The sequence below is a fragment of the Mucilaginibacter calamicampi genome, assembly GCF_042676765.1.
Classification (GTDB): domain Bacteria; phylum Bacteroidota; class Bacteroidia; order Sphingobacteriales; family Sphingobacteriaceae; genus Mucilaginibacter; species Mucilaginibacter calamicampi.
Window position 1 is genome coordinate 101209 of sequence record NZ_JBHTHU010000021.1, and the last position, 19685, is coordinate 120893.

Below are 19685 nucleotides of genomic sequence, written 5' to 3' on the forward strand. Positions count from 1 at the left end.
GCCCCCGGCAACCAGCGTATTTATTATAATACATGAAATTATCTGTCCCGAAAATTTTACAGCGCGACGGCTTTTTAACGCAAGCCGACCAGGACAGGATCGATGATTTTTCGCGACGTTCCGGGTTATCTTTTATTAAAATAGCGCTTAACTTTGGTTATATATCCCGCAAAAACTATGAGCGCTCGCTAATTAACGAGGGTTACGTTTTTCAGCAGATACGTGAAGAGGCATTTGACCAGGATGTGCTGGATAAAATTGAGCTCATGTTTGCTGATGAGCACCTGGCTTTACCGTTGCGTATAGAAAGCAACAAGGTGGTTACCCTGATGGCCAATCCTACTGATGAGCTTTTTATTGATTACATCAGGTTTACCTATGATCTTGAACCCGAAATAATAGTAGCATCAGACCTTGATATCACCTGGTTAAGCCACGTTTTACTGGGGCAAAAATATGTTAAATCTGCAGTTTTTGAATTGCTGAACCGCGACCCCAAAAACTCCGCCCTTACCACGTTTACGACCCCGCAGCTAATCTTCACGTTCGGGTTGCTTGGCGCTTTAGTTGCCGGCCTGGTTTTAAGCTTTTCTAACACAGCTATTATTCTTAATGTAATGCTAAGTAGCTTCTTTTTAGTGGCTATTGTTTTTAAGCTGTTCCTGGCGCTGGTAGGTTCGCGTTTTGAGTTAGACGAAGCGGTTACCAAGCAGGAGGTGCGCGAGGTTGTTGATGATGAGCTGCCTATTTACACTATACACTTGCCGGTATATAAAGAAGATAAGCTGATAAAAAAGCTGATCTGGAATTTGCAAAGTATAGACTATCCGCGCGAAAAGCTTGACATTAAGTTACTGATTGAAGAGGACGACGACAAAACCCTCAACGCGGTACGTAATTTGGATTTTCCGGCGGTATTTGAGGTAATTGTAGTGCCGTTCCACATGCCTAAAACTAAGCCCAAGGCATGTAACTATGGCCTGCATTTTTCAAGGGGTAAATTTCTTACCATTTATGATGCGGAGGACGTACCCGATACCGATCAGCTTAAAAAAGTAGTGGCCTTGTTTAATAAACTGCCCGATAACTACATCGTTATTCAATGTGCGCTGAACTATTTTAACCGCAACGAGAATTTCCTTACCCGTATGTTTACGTTGGAGTATTCGTACTGGTTTGATTATATGTTGCCGGGCCTTGATACGTTTGATATCCCTATTCCGCTGGGTGGTACCAGTAATCATTTTAAATTTGAATACCTGATCGAGCTGGGCGGCTGGGATCCCTTTAATGTTACCGAAGACGCCGACCTGGGTGTGCGGGCGTATGATAAGGGGTATAAAGTAGCTATTGTAAATTCAACTACCTACGAAGAAGCTAATAACGAGATGTTCAACTGGGTGCGTCAGCGTTCCAGATGGATTAAAGGTTATATGCAAACCCACCTGGTGCACATGCGCAACCCTGTAGCCTTGTGGAAGAAGATAGGTTGGAAAGGCTTTTTAGGTTTTAACTTCTTTATAGGCGCTACACCCATCACATTTTTAGTGTACCCGCTGCTACTTGGCATTTTTTTCTGCTACGTGGTTTTTGACCTGGATACTATACGCACGCTTTTTCCGGATTGGGTGTTGTTTATGTCTATCATTAACCTTATGGTGGGTAATATATTAATGATATATGTAAACATGATGGCCGTATTTAAACGCCGGTATTACGAGTTGATATTGTTTGCAGTAGCCAACCCGGTTTACTGGTTGTTGCACTCGTGGGCGGCTTATAAGGGCCTCTACCAACTTGTTGTAAAACCCTTTTACTGGGAAAAAACTAACCACGGCTTAAGTAAAACCCATAGTCCTACAAATGCGGTTCAGTAAAATAAAAATTAGTAAAAGCCAATCGTTGCTGATAATAACATTGCTGCTGGCAGTTTATTACCTGGTGTGCGGTTATGTGCTTAATGATATGGGCTACAGCAACCTCGAGTCGCTGTTTTATGTGGAAAAGGTGCGTATCATATTTGAGGGAGTTGGCTATAAACTAAAGGTTATAGGCCTTACAGCGCCCATCATACCGTTTTTTGCCACCATTGCATTTACCATCATTAACCCGTTGCTGGCTCCTGTAATAGCATCGTGCATAGGTACGGCCTTTCTTTTTTACCTGATAGCCGGCACTCTTGTAAGAAACCTTAAGGACGACTTTTACCTGTTTTTACTGCTCGCGTTGTTTTTATTTCATCCCGGGCTTGTTTATACAGCGTGTTCGGGAAAGTCTATATACATGGTGTTGGTGTTCTTCTATTTGTTTTTTTTCAACCTGTTCAGATACTATACCTCAAACACAACGTTTCACATATCAATTGCCAGTGTATGTTTAGTAATGTTGCTGTTTTGCGATTATAAATTTATTTGGCTTACCTTATTCTTTATACCGCTTATTTTCTCAATGGCTATACACAGCCTTAACCTGGCCGAAAAGGAATCTATTTTCCGGATGACGATGAGCTTTAATAATCCCTCATTGCGCCGTAAACTCATTAATAAAACTTTCGCGCTGTATATTATACTTTTCATTTTACCTATAGCGTCTGTTATATGTTACAAGCTGCTTAACCTTACCAACGCTAACGACGTTGATTACTTTTTGCAGAGCCCCTACGCCACCTGGACAGTACTGGCAGATCGCCTGAACTATGATCTGGCAGCAGCCGACCCGAAAGCTGAAGTGGCGGAAATTTCTTTGCTTGTTTCGGCTAAAGCGGCAATGTTTTGTCCGCTTATTATTGTAATGATGTTTTTTTTCAGGGATAAGCTTTACCAGATACTTACCTTGTTTACACCCTTTGCATTTGTTGAGTTTCTGCATTTAAAGTATGAAAAAACGCCGATAGCCTATCAGTACTACCTGATTTTTTTGGTGTTGGCCATTTTATGCATAATTATTAAAGGGGCATCTATTAAGCAGCAGTTTGCATTTAAGATTATACTTGGCGTAGTTATAACGCTGCAGGTTTTTACCGGGTACTATTTTCTAAAAAACTCAGCTTCGGCCGAGGAAAGGAAATTCATTGCCGCATTTATTGACAAAAAAGCGGATGAGAACGATGACGAGCAGGACGAGGATAAGGAGATGGCCAATTATATTAACGGCTTGCCGGAAAAGTCGCGTGTTTTACTTGATGACGCGGTAGCTTATAAAATAGTTGCTTTTACAGATAATATAGGTGGTTTAATTTTGCCTTATCAGGAAACCTACCTTGGCGCGGTAGAAACACCGAGAGATTATGCGGAGTACATATTGGTTACTACACCAAAAAATTTAATGTCGGGCTACACACTGCTAAGTTCTAAGTATCCGCCGCTGCTCTATCAGGCAACAAGTAATTACGCTACGCTGCAAAAAGTGCACGAAACCCCTAACTGGGCGCTTTACAGATTTTTATAGCTACAATAACAGCCGCGTTTTTTTATTTTTTTTGTGCCTTTAGCGTAATATTTATCTTAGCCAGGCTGTCTTTAATCTCAGCATTTTGCGTTTTCAGGCTATCTACCTGCTGTTTAAGCTCATTTAATTTCAGTGTCATTCTGCCCTCGGGCGATGATTCAGGTCCGCACGCTGTTAGTGCGACGGATAATATTAGCAACAGTACTACTACTTTCATGATGGGGTTATCTATTAGGCGCAAATAGGGTGAAAATATTACATCCTAAAACGTTTTTAATTATGTTTAATTTGCGCGTGTCTTTTAAACATAGCCGGCAAATGTAGCCGCGCCGGTAAAACATAAAGAATAAACGTACGTTCTAAATCAAATATAACACTTTAAAGATGAGTAAGTTTACCATTCCGGGCAATACCTTATACATTTGCACAGGCAGCAAGTGCGCTAAGCGTGGCGGCAAGGAGGGTTATAAAGCAGCTAAGAGTTATCGTAAAATGTTGTCTGCAGAGATTGATCTTGAGATCATTCGTACAGAATGCACAGACCGTTGCGATTACGCGCCCGTCTGTGCATTGCAGCCAGGTAATACCTGGTTAAAGGAGTATCGTGTTAAACATGTGCTTGCCCTTATGGACGAGCTTGCAGCAGGTAATTAAGCTTCGCTGTCGTATTTAATATCGCCAACGTGCTTGTCTATCTGCCAACGGCCTGTACCTTCTTCGCCAATAACTTCAAACAGTTCAAGCGCGCGGCGTGCCTTAAATTCTTCTTCACGCTGCTCTTTCAAAAACCAGTTTAAAAATTCATTAGTAACAAAGTCCTGTTCTCTGAGGCAGGTAGCGTAAATGTTTTTTATAGATTGGGTAACGTTGATCTCCTGTTCTAAAGCTTCCTCAAACACCTCGCGGAAAGAGTTGTACTCGTGCTTGTTTACAGTAACATCCGGCGATACCGCGTTGCCGCCCATATCTAATATATATTTGTAGAATTTTAGCTGATGCGTTCTTTCTTCTTCGGCCTGTTTAAAAAAGTAGGTTGATGAGTAATCATAGCCGTTGCGGTTACACCATGATGCCATAGCTAAATATACTGCAGAAGAGTAAGCTTCCATTTTAACCTGCTGATTCAGCAGTCTTTCAACGTTTTCAGATATAAGCGTTTTCACGCGGATAAGATCTTTCATAGTCTTATGTTTTAATTGAATATAATAGCAATAATAGTGCTAATATGTATCAATCCGGAAAAACAAAGTAATATGAAATTAATCTAATTAAAGCGGTAGGCGGTATAAAGTGTTGTAAATTATCTGGTTAAGTTCCAGCATTACAAAAGTGCCCTGCAAAAGTTCGCGCAGATTAATTACCTGCAGAAGTGACAGTACGTAAGTATGATCGCAGGCGCAAATAAAAATTATTTCAACATCAGGAGCCGCAGCGTGGTGAAGCAGTTTTTCTTCAACATCAATGCGGTAAAGGCAATCGCGCAGCTTAAGCAGGCAACGGTAATCAAAATTGGCTTGTTTGCCACCAAAATCAACTACCCAGCAGCGAGCGGCATCATTTTGATAAACAGCACCATGTACTGTTGAAAAAACCTCGTTAACTGAAACCTGCTCTAAAACGTTTACCATCTTGATGCTGCAAATTTGCACCTTATTTAGATTAAATCCAAATGTTAAGTGGAATTATTCTAAATAAATTTACAGCAGGAGCCTGCGATGTTTTAGCTTGAGGGTATGGTGTTTATCTCCGCAAGCAGAGCGGCATCCAAATCACCTGTTTTTTTATATTTTTCTGCCAGTTTTGCAATGCGTGCATGCCGGTTAGTTGCCCTCCGTTTTTCAAGAGCCAGCGCTACCAGGTAAGTACGCAGATCAGAAATTTGCAAGGGCTGAGTGCCCCCGGCAGATTCCATATACAAAACTGTATAATAATCTTTTGTTTGTACCGGCATGGAGCTTTGGCCGGGCTGCAGTCTTATCAAGGTTTTTCTCAATGTGTCAATAAGCTGCTTACTCCCTTCGTCAAATTTGATGTGCCGCTTTTCTGACAGCGCATTTTTTAACCGCGTGGTATCAGTAGGTTTTAGTCGTAAAGTGTTTTGCGCCTCAATAGCGTCCTGGAAATTGGCAAACGTAAAAAAGCCGTAAACAATTTGGGTTGGCCTTAGCATATAACCCTTAACCCCGTTGTAAGCACTTAAAATCTCGTTTTCGGTTACTTTCGGGTCACCGGTTAATTGCTCGTCCTGGTATTTACGGAATACTACATTATCAGTAAAATTCTTTTTGCTTAGTTTAAATTCGGGGTTGTCCAGCACCCCCATTTTTTTTGCGTCGTTAATTATATAAATATTAGAGGCCCAATTCTGTATATATTCCAATATAACTGTAGTATCAACAATAGGGAGCTTAATGGGTAAATTATTATAATAGTCTGCAAGATCAGCCACCCTTAACGCTATAATTTTATTTTCGGGGTTACGGTAGGTAGCAATATCAGCATTTAAAATATCGGTTATATCTGCTTTTTTTATCTCGTGTGCTTTTTCATATTTTGCCAGGGCTTTGTTTAAAACAGCCACTACCTGTTTGTCTGCTTTAACGGTTGACCTGATCTTTATTTTTTCGTGGTAGTTGGCAATGGCCTTTTGCTTTAAATTATTAGTAACAACATTTATGTTAACCCCCGGCTGTGCAGCTACAGCTTTTTTTACCTCATCCGCGCTAACGCCTTCCATTATTTTTTTATCTATTATTCCGTTGGGCTGTGTAAGCATCATAACAGCCACACTTTCCGCAGTGCTTTGTACATCAGCGCGATCATAATATCCCTGGGCGCGTGCATCTGCTAAGATGTATGCGCGTTCAATAAAATCATTCGCCCATAACTTCACGTCGCCCTGACCCGGGTAGCGCCCGCTTTTTTGTGTAAAATTTTGCGTAAACATTTTAAAGTGTTTTTGCAATTCAAACACCGTAAATTTTTCTGAACCAACTTCCAATATCACTTTCTCATCAACGTCCCCTGTAGCTGCCCCGGTAGGGGTTGCAGACGCGTTATTCGCAGCATCCTTTTGTTTACACGAGCTTAAAGCAGTTATACTAATAAGAAAAATTAATGTCGAAAATAGATACGATCTCATAAAAGGCATTCGTTAAAGGGTATTAATAGTAGATAAATTATTAGTAGATATAAAACGTAAAATTGCCGGGAAAGGTTGATTTCCCGGCAAACGGGTTAGTGCTAACACCGTATCAATTAATTTTCTTACCAGCTGGCCGATACCGAGGCGATTGATCCGGTTCCGTAGGTGGTGGCTGTAAGATTAAGCCAGCCCTCAAATAGCCAACCGTAAGCTTCGGAATAGTATGGAATAGTTCCGGAATATGGTCCGGTACCATAATAGTGATAAGGGTGGCCTGAGTTACTTGCCCAATTAGCTGTGCCATAAGCAAGGTGATCCTGGTCGTCAGTGGGTACGTAAGCATAAAAGTAAACCTGCAGATCCAGGCCTGTTGGAGTTACCCAAAAGTCGCGAGTCGCGGTAAAACCATCAGTTGCGCTGCAATATGCGGCATTACCACTCTGATAACAACCAGACGTGGCCCGGCTTGCATTTACTAATAATAACGAAGCAAAAATTAAACTAAATATTGTTGTCTTTTTCATAATTAAGTATAAAGGTTAATGATTATTAGATGAAGTAATTGCCGGGAAGCTTTAAGTTCCCGGCAAAGGGTTAACGCTAACTAAGTAGTAATAAAATTATTTACCAGTCGGCCCACACTCCGGCATATGAACCGGGTCCGTAGGCAATAGCGGTAAGATTAAGCCAGCCCTCAAATAGCCAACCGTAAGCTTCGGAATAGTATGGAATAGTGCCGGAATATGGTCCGGTACCGTAATGGTGATAAGGGTGCCCCGAGTTACTTGCCCAGTTGGCAGTGCCGTAAGCCAGGTAGCCTTCTGCTTCACTGGGTATATAGGCTGAAAAGTAAACATGCAGATCCAACCCTGTTGGAGTAACCCAAAAATTGTCAATAGCGTATGCTGCACTAAAAGAACCGGCTGTTACCGTACAACCGGCAGTATTGCCGCTCTGATAGCAACCAGGTGTAGCCTGACTGGTATTCACTGTTAACAGCGAAACGAAAATCAAAACAAAAAATGTTATCTTTTTCATAATTTAATGGATAAAGGTTAATAATTAGTATGTAAAGGGTGTTAGCGTAACTGCATTTATAATAGGATAAGGCTGATGTTTAAGAAACCGTTGGGGGAGGTATCTTTTTTGTTACAACTAAGGTAGACGGCCTTTATTGAAAAACATAGCGTTTTTTTTAAAAACAGACGTATTAGTAAGTGAAAATCAAATAATTACGATTTTTTAGCTTCACTAAATAAGCGATGCATTTCTCTGGCATTCCTTTTGCGAACGGCTAAAACCATGCTTTAAGGGGTGTAATGGAGTACTATCCCGGGCTAAGTTTTAGTCCATATTTAGCACTTTGCGTCTTGTTAATTACCGGTAGCGGGTTTCGGGAATTTAAAGTAGTAGCGTCCGGGGGATTTATAAATTGTAAAAGCTCCTTCCGCTGGGGATTGTCCGAAGGAGTGCTTGTAAGGTTTGGTAGGCTGTGGAATGGCGTGAAAGGAGTTTAGTGTCTTTGCTAAACCCTTCATGTACCCTGCCAACGCGAGGTGTGATAAACAGGGTTATTAACGCATCTTAAATCATAATAGCAATAGCATATATACACAAGCCCCATGCAGCAGCTTCGGGCAGTAACCTTAGCGGACTTAACCCCACCCACCATTTAACAATACTACGCAGGCGGTTGGGTTCAACATGTTCGGGTTTCATTATATAGCGCAGCATTACGGGTATAAAATAACTGAAAGTAATTACCCGCGATATAAATATAATAACCGCCGCGGTAAGCCAAACGCACCTGGCAGGGCCATCATGCAGATAAGCCATCGTGATGTTGGCTACAGAAAGTAAAACCTGCGCCGGCGACACCAGCGGCCAAAACTTTGTGCCCGCCAGCATTTGGCCCGAGCTGTGCAGCTTTGCTAATAACGTTGAGGGATGCACATCTTTTTTCCAGTTGGGATAGATAACCAGCGTTTCGTACAGGCCGCCACCCAGGCTTAAAGTGATGGTAAGCAGCAAAAGTGTTAAAAGGATCAAGTTTGTCATGCCGCGAAAGTAGCACTGCGCTGATTACCCTGAAATGATTATCAGGCGAAAAGCTATATTAAATCGGCAAAGTGCGGATTGTTTCGGTGAGGATGAGTGTTTGTTCGATAAGGATGCCGAACAATTTGCAACAGCCGAACACTAATAATGATAATGCCTGCGCTCGGCAGGGCATAGGCTTGATGCTTTGGGGATGCTTTTTACAAACAGATCTGTCCCTAAAACCGAGTGGAAGAAAAAATCAACACCGGCCTTTAGTTGGTCCGCGTCAACCTCGCCGTTGGTTAAGTGGTTAACGGGGTTAATCAGCTCAAAAAAGTAGCTGCATTTGGGTACAAACCCGCCTTGCTCAATATACAAGGTAGCTTCAATAACGGGCGTATCGCCGGGCAGGGTGGTGGTGGCGGCATCAAGTACCCGCAGTTGTATACCCGTTTCAATGGCTGTTATAATTGTAATTCCCTGCGCTGCTGCTACTGTAAACTTATCCATTGTTGAAACTTTTAACTACACAAAATTGCTAAAAATATTAGTATTTTCAAAGTGTATTCTTTTAATTTGTGATAAATATTTACGGCGATGGCAGATGCAAAACAACACCAAATAACACACCAGCAACTTTTAACTGATGCCCTTGATCTGCTGGGCGACATGCAGCACCGCATGGGTATGTTTGAGAACCAGGACTATTGGAAGATTAAGCTAAAAGCCGAAGTGTTAAACCAAAAAGCTACCGAGGAGGATAAATAGTATGGCACGCCGTAAGTTTAAAAAGGTGTTTTTGATATGCGAAAACAATAAAATTTTTGGCGACTACAACTACCAAATGGTTAACATGTACCGCGAACGCAAACATGCCGAAAGCGTATGCAAAAGCCAAAACCAGTTAGCTGTGGGCGAAGCGCAAAAACTTTACAACAAAAGCCAAACTATAACCCAAGGCACCGTGCATGCTTATTACCTGGTGCACGAGAGTTATTTTGATGAAAAGGAGAATAAATAGTGTTTGTTTGGTAAGGTTGCAAACATTTTGCAACAGGTTGAACACCCATACCCACCACGTCATTGCGAGGAACGAAGCAATCCCCGAGGGAGAGGAATAGCAGGTTTATGTCACGAGTACTCAGCCCGCTGGCCTGCGCTGCATACTCGCGCCAGCATGGGGACAATAATGTCCGACATCATTGATTTGTTGGAAAGAATTGGATAACTTAGCATAGAAACTCAACGATTTATCACAATTGACGATAGCTCCGTAATGTTATTTAAGAAAAATATTCAGCTTGCTTTCGGTGTGGCTTTTACTCTGATAGGAATTTTACTTCTGTTTTTGAGGGATGATTTAGCTTATTTTATATTCGCAAATAAAGATAGCACTATTACTATTGCACTTGCGGCAGTAGTTTTTTTACTATCCGGAGTTGGAAATATACTTTACAGCTATTTGCAATTCAGTCAAAAGGTACCATATGAGGATTTATCGTCCTTAAAAACAAATGCTTATGAAAAAGAATTAGAAAGAATTAAATTGGACCTACTAAAGATTAAGAGTAGTGTCAATTCTAACGATATCAATCAACAAGAAATAGATGGCCTGATTAAAAAGATTGTTGAACAAAATTTGGAAAAATCTAGTTTTTTGAAAATATTAGAAACTAAATTCGGGCACAACATAATAGAAGCTAATAGAATTGATCAAATTACAAACGATTTTGAGACTATTGGACAAAGAATTAATTCGGAGATTCAACGCCTTACTAAAAGCGCAAATCTAAATTTGGTTTTTGGCAGTATCACTACGTTGATAGCTATTGGCTTTTTAGCATATGAAGTTCTTTATAAGGAAGTCAATTTTACAGAGCTTATACCACTTCTTTCCCACTATATTCCTAGAATTGCAATTGTTATTTTTGTTGAAGTATTTGCTTTTTTTTTCCTCAAGATATATAGAGCTAACTTAATCGATATAAAATATTTTCACAACGAAATGACTAATGTTGAGTTAAAGTTTGTAGCAATAAAAGCCTCTATAGCAAGTAAAAATGAAACAATTATTCAGATGGCAATTCAGGAACTAGCCAAGACAGAGCGAAATTTTGTTTTGAGAAAAGATGAGTCAACTATTGAATTAGAAAAGGAAAAGATTGATTTGCAATCGAGCAAGGGCATAATAGACGCTCTTAAGGATATAGTAAAGTTAAAAGGCAATTAGTTCCTCCCTCTGGCGCGAGTATGCAGCGCAAGCCAAGCGGGCTGAGTACCCGTGACAAACAATTTCCTATTCCTGTCTCTCGGGGATTGCTTCGTACCTCGCAATGACGCGTGGAGAACATGTTCGTTCTCGCCCCACACACAACAATCAAACACCCCAAACACCCGTTAACCAATCCGCAATATCAACGCCATTGGGCATTTCATCTACCGGCATAGCGCCTTCGGTGTAGCGGGCCATGCCAAAGCGTACATCGGGCAGGCGGATGCGCAGTTGCCGCACGCGTTCTTCCCATTTATCGTACATACCCGCATCGGGGAAAAGCAGCACCTGTCGGCCTTTTAACGGCTTGCATTTTTCAAACGTTAGTCCTTCAACACCACCGGCTGCCAGCCAGCAATGCTCTGGCATGTAGCCTGATGCTATTACGGCCGTTTTCTCGCTCTCAACAATAGCAACCAGGGCATCGGTATCGTACTGTAGCAGGTGCTCGCCAAAAAAGCATTGCTTCAAGTTAAATTCTGTACCTGTTGAAGTGCGGGCGGGTATGGCGCTGCCCTCCCTTATTTCGCGGTTAACGCCGGGCAGCGTATGTACCCATGCTATGTGCGAGTAAGGCTCTTTAACACGCTTGCCGGTAACAGCATCATACAACATAATTTTGCCGGTACGTACCTTTTCGTTACGGTCAACCTGCCAGAATATTACCGAGCCGGGCCAGCGTTTTGCGGTGCCAATGTGGTAGTCTTCAATCAAGCGGTTAACGGTTTCCTCCTCAAAAATATTAAGCAGGTATTGCACAAAATAGTTATGCTCATAAGCCTTTAAAGTGGCCTGTAACGATGCCATTGATATGGTGCTTGGCATTATTACCCGCGGCGGTGGTGGCCGCCACGATGCTGTGCTGTAGTTATAGGGCTGTTGGTGGGGATTGGCTTCAAAGTATTGCTTTGGCGTGTAATGGTAGCCGCATTTATCAATACGGTCGCATTTGCCAACGTGGTCGGCAACGTGGGTTTTGGTTTCTACATTAATATACCGTGTAAACTTTTTATGCTGCCCGCATTGCGGACAGGTAAACCGCGATGACGGCGTTTTGTAAGGTTGCAGGGTGAAGCGGTGCATGGGGGCTGGTTAGTTAGAGAATAGTTGATTTGGTTTTAGTGGTTGATAGCATAAAAACTCCCTCCCCCGGGAGGGGCGCGGCTGGTGGTGTTGTGGCGGGGAGGGGTTTAACACGCGACTAAACCCCTCCCTACACCCTCCCGAGGGAGGGAATCGCACGGGGCCTAAGCTTTGTAAGTGTTCGTTCGTTCCATTGTGCCTGGCAGCCGAAACAAACGAACAGTTGGTGATTAGCTGACTGATTGGTGAGATCTAGTCAACTAATTAACCGGTCTCTAATCAACTAATCTACCGGTTTAGCCGACGCTGCTTTGAGCAACCTATCTACCTTTGAAAAATGGATGCCCATAATGGCAGCGGTTTCGCGCAGACTTTTGCCTTCCAGTTTAAGGGCCACGGCCTGCTCCACCAGCTTCTGGCTCAACCCCTCGCTGCGCTTGCTTAGGTGTTCCCACTCTTTGCCGTAGGTTAAAAACTCGTACTGTAAAAAGTTATGCGGTTTGGCTATGGTAAACAGGCAAACCTTTTCGGCACCGTATACCTGCTCGGTATTGCGCTGTTTAATCTGCTTGAGGTAACGCAAGCTGTTATCCTGCTGACTTTCGCCAATGGCGAATGAGCTATCGCAAAAGTTCATCAGCATTTTGCTGCCCTGCAAATCGTTTCGGGTTATGGCCTGCGTCATATCGCGCTTGGGGGTATGCGCCAGTACCAAAATGGATAGATCGTACTTGGTTTTTAAGGCTTTAAGGTGCTTCATTAATGGTAAGGCATCCTTAGCCTGCTCATTCTCGGTACCCAAATAAGTAATGTTATCAATTACAATTACTTTGGCTTTTGTTTGTACTATCGACCGCTCTAACGCATGGTTTAGGTACTGGTTAAAATTGGTAAAGCCATCAGGCAGTTCCATATCATTCAGTTGGCCACGATACAGATCATCCCTAAAAATATAATGGTCTGCAAACTCACGGCTGTAGCGTGCCTCAAGCTGCTTGCTGGTTAGCTCAAAATCATAATACAAAACCGGTTGTGCATCCGCCTCAAACTCAAAAGGGGCAATGGGCACACCACGATTGATGGAATTGGCAATTTGCACCGCAAGGATAGATTTGCCCAGGTTGCTATCGGCAAACATAATGCAGAGTTCGCCCTCGTACCAAAACCTGTCGAACAGCATTTTAGGCACCTTGTGGGTGGCAGCTTCGGCCAGCCAGGTGTTGGCGCTTCGTATTTTAAACAGGTCGTCGCTGTCGGCAAGGTCTTGCACTTCCAGCTTAAAATGCTCGCATTGTTGTTGCAGGGCATTTACTACCGCATGTGGGTAGGTTGGGGTTAAATCTTGGGTCATGTGTATGGTAAATTATTAAATGGCAAAATTTATAAAATACCCCTCCTACAGCCTACCTACAGGTTAAGTGGCTGTTATTGCAGGTTTGATGTGCAACTATGCAGACTATGTATTTGGTTGTGGTGTTTGTTCGGCAGAGATATGCAACACTTTGAAACGAACAAACACTAATTAGAATAGGATGCGTAGGTAATACTACCAGTGAGGGTTATATTCACCACAAATATACAGATTAATCTTTATAATCAAAGAAAAATCTTTAAAAAAGAATTAAATAGGTGTTCGTTCGTTGCAGATGTAGTGGTTTATGAAACAAACACAACAGCCGTAGGGCTATGCCTGCCCCAACCGTTCCCTTATACGGCTTTCTGCCAAAGCCACCAACTCATCAACGGGGGCTCCGTTAGGCTCAATAGGTTCAAGCACTTGCAGGGTAACGCTTATAAATGTGTTAAGCGGGTAAATGCCATAGCGCACCACTTGCCACGAGTTATTAATGGCGATGGGTACCAGCAGGGCGTGGGGGCATTTCTTCAATATAGTAGCAATCCCCGCCGACTGGAACTTGCGCACAACTCCATCGGCAGAACGGGTACCCTCGGGGAAGATAACGGCAGACCAGTTGTTGTCTTTCATGCGTTGGCCCAGTTTCATTAACTCGGTTATAGACTGGCGCTGGTCCTTACGGTCAATATTAGCGCCGCCGCCTACCTTTAAGTTGTAGGATATAGAGGGAATGTTTTTGGTAAGCTCTATCTTAGAGATAAACTTAGCGTGATACCTGCGCAGGTGCCATATTAACGGTGGTATATCCAGCAAACTTTGGTGGTTAGCCAAAAATATAATGGGGCGGCCTACGGGTAAGTTTTGATGGTTGGTATAAGTTACTGTATCGCCCAAAAAGTAAAAAGTAGCGGTAAGGCAAAAGTTAAGTATATCAACCGAGCGCTTATGCGCGGCATACCCGCCCAGCCTGTAGCAAAGCCACTGTACGGGCTGGAAGATGCACAGCACCAAAAAAAACAATACTATAGTTATGGGCGATAAAAAGTAGCCTAAAAGTTTCCTCATGCCGGTAATTGCGCCTGCTAAATTAGAAATATTTTATCTATTGTAAGCTCAAATGCTGCCTTCCAGCATCATCAGTTTCACCCGCAATATTCCCGCTACCGTAACCGAGTCGGTTATGCGGCCATCGCACACCATTTGGTAGGCCTCGTTAAAAGGCAGCTTGCGGGTTTGCAATTGTTCAGTGTCCTCGGGTTCGGCCTCAAACTGTTCCAGGCCTGTTGCCAGGTAAATAATACAAAGTTCATCACATACCGAGTTGCTTAGGTACATGCGCTGTATCTCTGTCCAGTTACTGGCTTTAAGGCCGGTCTCTTCAAGCAACTCGCGTTGGGCGGCGGTTAAAGGGTCCTCATTTAAAGGGGCACCACCTTCGGGCAGTTCCCAGCTATATTCATCCAGCGGAAAGCGGTATTGGCCTACCAGGTAAGTGTTCCCATCGGCATCAAGCGGTACAATGCCTGTAGCGCGGTTCTTAAAATGCACTTTGCCATAAATGCCCGGGTTGCCCGATGGGTTAATAACCTGATACTCGGTAAGGTTTATCCAGTTATTATCGTAAATATTCTGCTGCGATGTTATTTGCCAGGGATTCTCTTCGGAATGTTGCATAGCCTATTTGCGCACATTTAAAATGTCATCAATATTGCCGCATTTTTTGTTCTTATCCGCCTTGGCAACATAGGGGTTACTTACCGTGGCCGATTGCGTTAGCCACACGTTACCGCTGCAGCTAAGCTTATAAACAGGTTTTTTATTAAGGTTGAATAACTTAAGGGTTTGGAAAAACTGGGCAGACAGTTCAGAAAACTGCAGCTTTTGTGCATCCAGATTACGGCCCTGGCTTATGCCGCGGCAGGCCATCATCAGCTTGTCTAAATGGCCTATCCATTGTCTGCGCTGGGCATCGCTCATTTCGCTGGCATGCATAGCCCGCACATCCCAAATAAAACCCTGCGAATTTTCGGTAACGCGTGTGGCATTCCCTGCTTCAATAGCATTGCGCATATTGGTGTAGTCTTCAGTAACCTTACTAAGCGCGTCGCGTAAGTTTTGCGCGCTGGCGGTATAGGCAAGCATTACCGGCAATACTAAAAGTAGTTTAGCTATTTTCATATCAATTAATAAAAACAAAAAAGGGCGGTTATATACCGCCCTAAATTAAAACTATTAATTAATATTCTTACAATCCGAATGCTGCTTTAACTTTATCTACATAATCCAGCTTTTCCCAGGTAAACAACTCCACCTCGCGGGTAATTACAGATCCATCATGATGGGTAAAGTTTTTAGTTACAGTTTGGCTTGGCTTGCCAAAGTGGCCATAAGCCGCGGTTTCGCTGTAAATAGGATTGCGCAGTTTAAAGCGGGTTTCTATGGCGTATGGGGTCATATTAAATATGCCTTCAACTTTTCTGGCTATATCGCCGTCATTTAAACCAACCTTTGCGCTGCCATAAGTATTTACATAGATACCCATGGGTTGCGCTACACCTATTGCGTAGGATACCTGAACCAATACCTCGTTGCAAACGCCTGCTGCCACTAAGTTTTTAGCAATGTGGCGGGTAGCATAAGCTGCAGACCGGTCAACCTTTGAAGGGTCTTTGCCCGAGAAAGCACCACCACCATGCGCGCCTTTACCACCGTAGGTATCTACAATTATCTTTCTACCGGTTAATCCGGTATCGCCGTGCGGCCCACCAATTACGAATTTACCGGTTGGATTAATGTGATATTTAATATCGCTGTTAAAAAAGTGCGCGTATTTTGGATATTTAGCCTTTATCCTTGGGATAAGTATACCGATAATATCTTCGCTGATTTTAGCCAGCATTGCTTTTTCCTCGTCAAAATCATCATGCTGGGTAGATATTACAATAGCATCTATACGGGTAGGCTGGTTATTATCATCATACTCCAGCGTAACCTGTGATTTTGCATCCGGGCGAAGGTATTTTATATCAGAATTTTCTCTGCGGATGGCTGCCAGCTCAATTAACAAAGCGTGGGCAATATCAAGCGCTAAAGGCATATAGTTATCAGTTTCAATGGTGGCGTAGCCAAACATCATTCCCTGGTCGCCGGCACCTTGTTCTTCTTTTGCCTTACGGTCAACACCCTGGTTAATATCAGGAGATTGCTCATGGATGGCTGAAAGCACGCCGCAAGAGCTACCGTCAAACATATATTCGCCTTTGGTATAGCCGATCTTGTTGATCACCTCGCGCGCAATTTTCTGAACGTCCAGATAAGTTTTGGATTTTACTTCGCCAGCCAGCACTACCTGTCCGGTGGTAACCAATGTTTCGCAGGCCACTTTTGATTCGGGATCAAATGCAAGAAAATTGTCTATCAAAGCATCCGATATTTGGTCGGCAACTTTGTCTGGATGTCCTTCTGATACGGACTCTGAAGTAAATAAATAAGGCATTTTTATTATTAAAATGAATGTATAACAGTAAACGCTGGTGGGGAGTTTACAATTGAACTAAGTAAAGAAGCATGGTTTTAGCACTTTTTTACGTGGTTGCAATCCGGCCGTTGTTAATAAGCACAAGCTGGGCATCTAAATCAATCCACTATCAGCGGGCCAAAAGTAAAACAATTTTCACAAAGCAGAAAATACAATTACTTTTGGCACCTTAATTAGTAGGTGGTTGAAAAAGAAAGCATTATTTATTATAAATCCGATATCGGGGGGTAAGAAAAAGGATGAAGTGCCGGGGCAGATAGAAAAGTATTTGGATAAAGCTTTGTTTGAGCCTACCATTGCGTTTACAACCGGCGTAGCGCACGCGCGTAAAATGGCCGCAGATGCTGTAGGAAAATACGACATTGTTGTTGCAGTGGGAGGGGATGGTACGGTAAACGAAACAGCGTCTGGATTGGTTGGAAGTAATGTTACCTTGGGTATAATTCCATGCGGATCAGGTAACGGATTATCGCGTTTTTTAGGTGTGCCAATGAATATTGCTGAGGCAATACAAACGTTAAATAAACTGCACATAGAAGCTATTGACTCGGCCGAAGCCAACGGGCATCCATTCTTTAATATAGCTGGAATGGGTTTTGACGCGCACATAGGCCAGGTTTTTGCCGGTGGGAAAAAGCGCGGGTTTTTCAGCTACGCCAAATCATCGCTTGCTGAAATTATAAATTACAGATCGCATACATACTATTTAAGTATTGATGGCGTTAGTTATACCCGTAAGGCGTTTATTTTAAGTATAGCCAATTCATCGCAGTACGGTAATAACGCGCATATATCGCCAAAGGCTTCGGTGCAGGATGGATCACTCGACGTGTGTATAGTAAAGCCATTCCCACTGTATCGTTTTCCTGAGATGGTATTGCGTATGTTTACCAAAACGGCTGATGGCTCAAAGTTTGTTGAAATAATAAAGGGACAAAGCATAACTGTTAAACGCGACGAGGCCGGGCCGATGCATCTGGATGGCGAACCTGCGAAAATGGAAGCGAAAGTAGATATAACCGTAAAGCCCGCTACTTTAAATGTAATTGTTGGCGATACTTTTAAGAACTAAAAACCAACATGGCAAAAAAATTGAATAGTTTTTCCGGACTGGTTTATTCTACCGATCCGGAGTTTAAAGTTGAGCAAGAGCAAAGTGATGGAGTGACAATACCACCGCAAAAGCAAAATTTAAAAATATATCTGGACAGGAAAGGTGGCGGTAAAATGGTTACAGCCATTACAGGTTTTGCCGGGAAGCTTGCAGATATGCAGGATTTGGGTAAGAAACTCAAAACTAAATGTGGTGTGGGAGGTTCTGTTAAAGATGGAGAAATACTGATACAAGGCGATTTTCGAGATAAAATTTTGGCCATGCTAATAGCTGAAGGCTATAAAGTAAAAAAAGCCGGCGGATAAATAATTATAGACTGTATTTACAAGTAAAAAAAAATTGTATCAGAAATAATAAAATAACTATTTTTTTAGTTATACTTGTAATGATTATTATTGTGCAACCAATTAAACCAATTTTATAAACGTATTGCAAGTGTTGTTTTAAAACATGGCGAGTTTTTACTTGAATGCCGTATGCGGGCGAAAGTTTATCTTTAGCACGCATGTTTAAGTAACAAACACGAAAGTTTAACTATAACAGTATAATTACATAAAATATGTAAATTATTGTTTGCGATTATAAAAAATAATGGGTTTCATTGTAAAATATTGTTTAATACAAAGATTTCTAGGTATCTGCGTTTGATAGAGAGAGGCCAGGAATTTTTATTATTAAATAATTGTTAAAGAATAACAAAACAGTTTTTTTATTTCATTAAAAGTTTAATTTTGTTATCCGCAAAAAAAATGCACGTTATAATAATTTAAAACATAAACAAAAACTAAAATCAAAACTAAAATTTAAAGTAATGGCAAACGCACCAACAAAACCAACTACTACTGCTAAACCAGAAAGCGCAAGCAAAAGCGGCATTTTTGCAAGCCTGACTATTCCAATCTGTATTCTTGTGGCAATCGCAATATTTGTATTTATATTAGGTAATCCAAGCCATTATAAAGGAGGAGACGTTATTGACGGCGAGCCAACAGACATCTTCGGCATCGTGCATAAAGGTGGTTACCTGGTACCAATTGGTATGGCTTACGTATTAATGGTTATCGTATTCTCAATTGAAAGGTTTATCGTTATTGGCAAAGCTTCTGGCACCGGTAACGTTGACGCATTTGTTAGAAAAGTACAAGGCTTTTTAAATGCAGGTAACATTGATGCAGCTTCTGCTGAGTGCGACAAGCAAAAAGGCTCAGTAGCTAACGTAATCAAATCTGGTTTGAAAAAATACCGCGAAATGGAGCAAGACGCTACATTAGATGTTGATCAAAAAACATTAGCTATCCAAAAAGATATTGAAGAAGCAACCGCGTTGGAAATGCCAATGCTTGAGCAAAACTTAACTATCATAGCAACATTAGTATCTATCGGTACATTAACCGGTCTGTTAGGAACGGTAATCGGTATGATCAAGGCCTTCTCTGAGTTATCAGGTTCAGGTAACAATACTTCTAAACTGTCTGCAGCTATCTCTGAAGCACTTGTAAACACTGCAATGGGTATTACAACATCTACTGTATCAATTGTAATGTACAACTTGTTCACTTCAAAAATCGATGGCTTAACTTACGCTATTGACGAAACAGGATTCAGCATTGTACAAACATTTGCTGCATCGCATAAAAACAAATAAATTTTAGTGTTTGCCTAATATCCGGCCCCAAAAGGGCCGGATAT

At 42.1% G+C, this 19685-nt stretch carries 23 protein-coding genes; 9 read left to right on the forward strand and 14 right to left on the reverse strand.

Going from position 1 to position 19685, the window contains the following annotated elements:
- Positions 1 to 32: 32 nt before the first annotated feature.
- On the forward strand, positions 33 to 1877 hold the full coding sequence (locus ACFQZS_RS16170; RefSeq protein ID WP_377101972.1) for a glycosyltransferase family 2 protein: 1845 nt from the start codon (positions 33 to 35) through the stop codon (positions 1875 to 1877).
- Complete coding sequence (locus ACFQZS_RS16175) at positions 1864 to 3447, forward strand: hypothetical protein (protein WP_377101973.1); 1584 nt, start codon at positions 1864 to 1866, stop codon at positions 3445 to 3447. The genes ACFQZS_RS16170 and ACFQZS_RS16175 overlap by 14 nt, the downstream gene beginning before the upstream one ends.
- A 22-nt stretch (positions 3448 to 3469) precedes the next feature.
- On the opposite strand, the gene ACFQZS_RS16180 is transcribed toward ACFQZS_RS16175, so the two are convergent.
- On the reverse strand, positions 3470 to 3664 hold the full coding sequence (locus ACFQZS_RS16180) for a hypothetical protein (RefSeq protein WP_377101974.1): 195 nt from the start codon (positions 3662 to 3664) through the stop codon (positions 3470 to 3472).
- A 167-nt stretch (positions 3665 to 3831) separates the two neighbouring features.
- On the opposite strand from ACFQZS_RS16180, the gene ACFQZS_RS16185 reads away from it, so the two are divergent.
- The gene (locus ACFQZS_RS16185) at positions 3832 to 4101 is read left to right on the forward strand and encodes a (2Fe-2S) ferredoxin domain-containing protein (protein ID WP_377101975.1); all 270 of its coding nucleotides are present in this window, start codon (positions 3832 to 3834) and stop codon (positions 4099 to 4101) included.
- Here the strand turns inward: ACFQZS_RS16185 and ACFQZS_RS16190 are convergent.
- The 7 genes from ACFQZS_RS16190 to ACFQZS_RS16220 form a co-directional block, all read right to left on the reverse strand.
- Complete coding sequence (locus ACFQZS_RS16190) at positions 4098 to 4628, reverse strand: ferritin (RefSeq protein WP_377101976.1); 531 nt, start codon at positions 4626 to 4628, stop codon at positions 4098 to 4100. The genes ACFQZS_RS16185 and ACFQZS_RS16190 overlap by 4 nt on opposite strands.
- A gap of 87 nt (positions 4629 to 4715) precedes the next feature.
- Entirely contained in the window at positions 4716 to 5075 is a 360-nt protein-coding gene (locus ACFQZS_RS16195) for a hypothetical protein (protein ID WP_377101977.1), read from the reverse strand.
- A 92-nt stretch (positions 5076 to 5167) separates the two neighbouring features.
- The gene (locus ACFQZS_RS16200; protein WP_377101978.1) at positions 5168 to 6589 is read right to left on the reverse strand and encodes a hypothetical protein; all 1422 of its coding nucleotides are present in this window, start codon (positions 6587 to 6589) and stop codon (positions 5168 to 5170) included.
- A 125-nt stretch (positions 6590 to 6714) separates the two neighbouring features.
- Positions 6715 to 7116, reverse strand: coding sequence for a hypothetical protein (locus ACFQZS_RS16205; RefSeq protein ID WP_377101979.1), 402 nt, complete (start codon positions 7114 to 7116; stop codon positions 6715 to 6717).
- A gap of 100 nt (positions 7117 to 7216) precedes the next feature.
- Positions 7217 to 7630, reverse strand: a complete 414-nt coding sequence (locus ACFQZS_RS16210; protein WP_377101980.1) for a hypothetical protein — start codon at positions 7628 to 7630, stop codon at positions 7217 to 7219.
- Positions 7631 to 8176: 546 nt separating this feature from the next.
- Positions 8177 to 8650, reverse strand: coding sequence for a hypothetical protein (locus ACFQZS_RS16215; RefSeq protein ID WP_377101981.1), 474 nt, complete (start codon positions 8648 to 8650; stop codon positions 8177 to 8179).
- A 141-nt stretch (positions 8651 to 8791) separates the two neighbouring features.
- Positions 8792 to 9142: a hypothetical protein gene (locus tag ACFQZS_RS16220; protein ID WP_377101982.1), complete on the reverse strand. Its 351-nt coding sequence runs from the start codon at positions 9140 to 9142 to the stop codon at positions 8792 to 8794.
- Between the two features lie 87 nt (positions 9143 to 9229).
- On the opposite strand from ACFQZS_RS16220, the gene ACFQZS_RS16225 reads away from it, so the two are divergent.
- The 3 genes from ACFQZS_RS16225 (at position 9230) to ACFQZS_RS16235 (ending at position 10862) form a co-directional block, all read left to right on the forward strand.
- Positions 9230 to 9400, forward strand: coding sequence for a hypothetical protein (locus ACFQZS_RS16225; RefSeq protein ID WP_377101983.1), 171 nt, complete (start codon positions 9230 to 9232; stop codon positions 9398 to 9400).
- A 1-nt stretch (position 9401) separates the two neighbouring features.
- The gene (locus ACFQZS_RS16230) at positions 9402 to 9653 is read left to right on the forward strand and encodes a hypothetical protein (protein ID WP_377101984.1); all 252 of its coding nucleotides are present in this window, start codon (positions 9402 to 9404) and stop codon (positions 9651 to 9653) included.
- A gap of 255 nt (positions 9654 to 9908) precedes the next feature.
- Entirely contained in the window at positions 9909 to 10862 is a 954-nt protein-coding gene (locus ACFQZS_RS16235; RefSeq protein WP_377101985.1) for a hypothetical protein, read from the forward strand.
- A gap of 147 nt (positions 10863 to 11009) precedes the next feature.
- Here ACFQZS_RS16235 and ACFQZS_RS16240 read toward each other — a convergent pair whose 3' ends face one another.
- The 6 genes from ACFQZS_RS16240 to metK all read right to left on the reverse strand — a co-directional run bounded on the left by ACFQZS_RS16240 (position 11010) and on the right by metK (position 16840).
- Positions 11010 to 11987, reverse strand: a complete 978-nt coding sequence (locus ACFQZS_RS16240) for a DUF6371 domain-containing protein (RefSeq protein WP_377101986.1) — start codon at positions 11985 to 11987, stop codon at positions 11010 to 11012.
- A 283-nt stretch (positions 11988 to 12270) separates the two neighbouring features.
- Positions 12271 to 13338: an AAA family ATPase gene (locus ACFQZS_RS16245; protein ID WP_377101987.1), complete on the reverse strand. Its 1068-nt coding sequence runs from the start codon at positions 13336 to 13338 to the stop codon at positions 12271 to 12273.
- 333 nt (positions 13339 to 13671) lie between these two features.
- Positions 13672 to 14409, reverse strand: a complete 738-nt coding sequence (locus tag ACFQZS_RS16250) for a lysophospholipid acyltransferase family protein (protein WP_377101988.1) — start codon at positions 14407 to 14409, stop codon at positions 13672 to 13674.
- Positions 14410 to 14457: 48 nt separating this feature from the next.
- On the reverse strand, positions 14458 to 15018 hold the full coding sequence (locus ACFQZS_RS16255; protein WP_377101989.1) for an NUDIX domain-containing protein: 561 nt from the start codon (positions 15016 to 15018) through the stop codon (positions 14458 to 14460).
- A gap of 3 nt (positions 15019 to 15021) precedes the next feature.
- On the reverse strand, positions 15022 to 15522 hold the full coding sequence (locus tag ACFQZS_RS16260; protein ID WP_377101990.1) for a DUF3347 domain-containing protein: 501 nt from the start codon (positions 15520 to 15522) through the stop codon (positions 15022 to 15024).
- Positions 15523 to 15589: 67 nt separating this feature from the next.
- Positions 15590 to 16840, reverse strand: a complete 1251-nt coding sequence (gene metK / locus ACFQZS_RS16265) for a methionine adenosyltransferase (protein ID WP_377101991.1) — start codon at positions 16838 to 16840, stop codon at positions 15590 to 15592.
- A 226-nt stretch (positions 16841 to 17066) separates the two neighbouring features.
- Here metK and ACFQZS_RS16270 point away from each other — a divergent pair, with 226 nt between their 5' ends.
- The 3 genes from ACFQZS_RS16270 (at position 17067) to ACFQZS_RS16280 (ending at position 19641) form a co-directional block, all read left to right on the forward strand.
- Positions 17067 to 17954 (forward strand): diacylglycerol/lipid kinase family protein, encoded by an 888-nt coding sequence (locus tag ACFQZS_RS16270; protein WP_377101992.1) that lies wholly within the window; start codon positions 17067 to 17069, stop codon positions 17952 to 17954.
- Positions 17955 to 17962: 8 nt separating this feature from the next.
- Positions 17963 to 18301 carry a translation initiation factor gene (locus ACFQZS_RS16275; protein ID WP_377101993.1) on the forward strand — a complete coding sequence of 113 codons (339 nt, stop codon included), beginning with the start codon at positions 17963 to 17965 and terminating at the stop codon, positions 18299 to 18301.
- A gap of 506 nt (positions 18302 to 18807) precedes the next feature.
- Positions 18808 to 19641, forward strand: coding sequence for a MotA/TolQ/ExbB proton channel family protein (locus tag ACFQZS_RS16280; protein WP_377101994.1), 834 nt, complete (start codon positions 18808 to 18810; stop codon positions 19639 to 19641).
- Positions 19642 to 19685: the final 44 nt, after the last annotated feature.

What these genes read in the sequence shown, in the direction of transcription:
- ACFQZS_RS16180 (WP_377101974.1), bottom strand. Translation starts at nt 3,664, where the DNA reads ATGAAAGTAGTAGTACTGTTGCTAATATTATCCGTCGCACTAACAGCG.
- ACFQZS_RS16275 (WP_377101993.1), top strand. Translation starts at nt 17,963, where the DNA reads ATGGCAAAAAAATTGAATAGTTTTTCCGGACTGGTTTATTCTACCGAT.
- ACFQZS_RS16185 (WP_377101975.1), top strand. Translation starts at nt 3,832, where the DNA reads ATGAGTAAGTTTACCATTCCGGGCAATACCTTATACATTTGCACAGGC.
- ACFQZS_RS16200 (WP_377101978.1), bottom strand. Translation starts at nt 6,589, where the DNA reads ATGAGATCGTATCTATTTTCGACATTAATTTTTCTTATTAGTATAACT.
- ACFQZS_RS16190 (WP_377101976.1), bottom strand. Translation starts at nt 4,628, where the DNA reads ATGAAAGATCTTATCCGCGTGAAAACGCTTATATCTGAAAACGTTGAA.
- ACFQZS_RS16175 (WP_377101973.1), top strand. Translation starts at nt 1,864, where the DNA reads ATGCGGTTCAGTAAAATAAAAATTAGTAAAAGCCAATCGTTGCTGATA.
- ACFQZS_RS16205 (WP_377101979.1), bottom strand. Translation starts at nt 7,116, where the DNA reads ATGAAAAAGACAACAATATTTAGTTTAATTTTTGCTTCGTTATTATTA.
- ACFQZS_RS16220 (WP_377101982.1), bottom strand. Translation starts at nt 9,142, where the DNA reads ATGGATAAGTTTACAGTAGCAGCAGCGCAGGGAATTACAATTATAACA.
- ACFQZS_RS16235 (WP_377101985.1), top strand. Translation starts at nt 9,909, where the DNA reads ATGTTATTTAAGAAAAATATTCAGCTTGCTTTCGGTGTGGCTTTTACT.
- ACFQZS_RS16250 (WP_377101988.1), bottom strand. Translation starts at nt 14,409, where the DNA reads ATGAGGAAACTTTTAGGCTACTTTTTATCGCCCATAACTATAGTATTG.
- ACFQZS_RS16240 (WP_377101986.1), bottom strand. Translation starts at nt 11,987, where the DNA reads ATGCACCGCTTCACCCTGCAACCTTACAAAACGCCGTCATCGCGGTTT.
- ACFQZS_RS16260 (WP_377101990.1), bottom strand. Translation starts at nt 15,522, where the DNA reads ATGAAAATAGCTAAACTACTTTTAGTATTGCCGGTAATGCTTGCCTAT.
- ACFQZS_RS16170 (WP_377101972.1), top strand. Translation starts at nt 33, where the DNA reads ATGAAATTATCTGTCCCGAAAATTTTACAGCGCGACGGCTTTTTAACG.
- ACFQZS_RS16255 (WP_377101989.1), bottom strand. Translation starts at nt 15,018, where the DNA reads ATGCAACATTCCGAAGAGAATCCCTGGCAAATAACATCGCAGCAGAAT.
- ACFQZS_RS16280 (WP_377101994.1), top strand. Translation starts at nt 18,808, where the DNA reads ATGGCAAACGCACCAACAAAACCAACTACTACTGCTAAACCAGAAAGC.
- ACFQZS_RS16230 (WP_377101984.1), top strand. Translation starts at nt 9,402, where the DNA reads ATGGCACGCCGTAAGTTTAAAAAGGTGTTTTTGATATGCGAAAACAAT.
- ACFQZS_RS16195 (WP_377101977.1), bottom strand. Translation starts at nt 5,075, where the DNA reads ATGGTAAACGTTTTAGAGCAGGTTTCAGTTAACGAGGTTTTTTCAACA.
- ACFQZS_RS16215 (WP_377101981.1), bottom strand. Translation starts at nt 8,650, where the DNA reads ATGACAAACTTGATCCTTTTAACACTTTTGCTGCTTACCATCACTTTA.
- metK (WP_377101991.1), bottom strand. Translation starts at nt 16,840, where the DNA reads ATGCCTTATTTATTTACTTCAGAGTCCGTATCAGAAGGACATCCAGAC.
- ACFQZS_RS16245 (WP_377101987.1), bottom strand. Translation starts at nt 13,338, where the DNA reads ATGACCCAAGATTTAACCCCAACCTACCCACATGCGGTAGTAAATGCC.
- ACFQZS_RS16210 (WP_377101980.1), bottom strand. Translation starts at nt 7,630, where the DNA reads ATGAAAAAGATAACATTTTTTGTTTTGATTTTCGTTTCGCTGTTAACA.
- ACFQZS_RS16225 (WP_377101983.1), top strand. Translation starts at nt 9,230, where the DNA reads ATGGCAGATGCAAAACAACACCAAATAACACACCAGCAACTTTTAACT.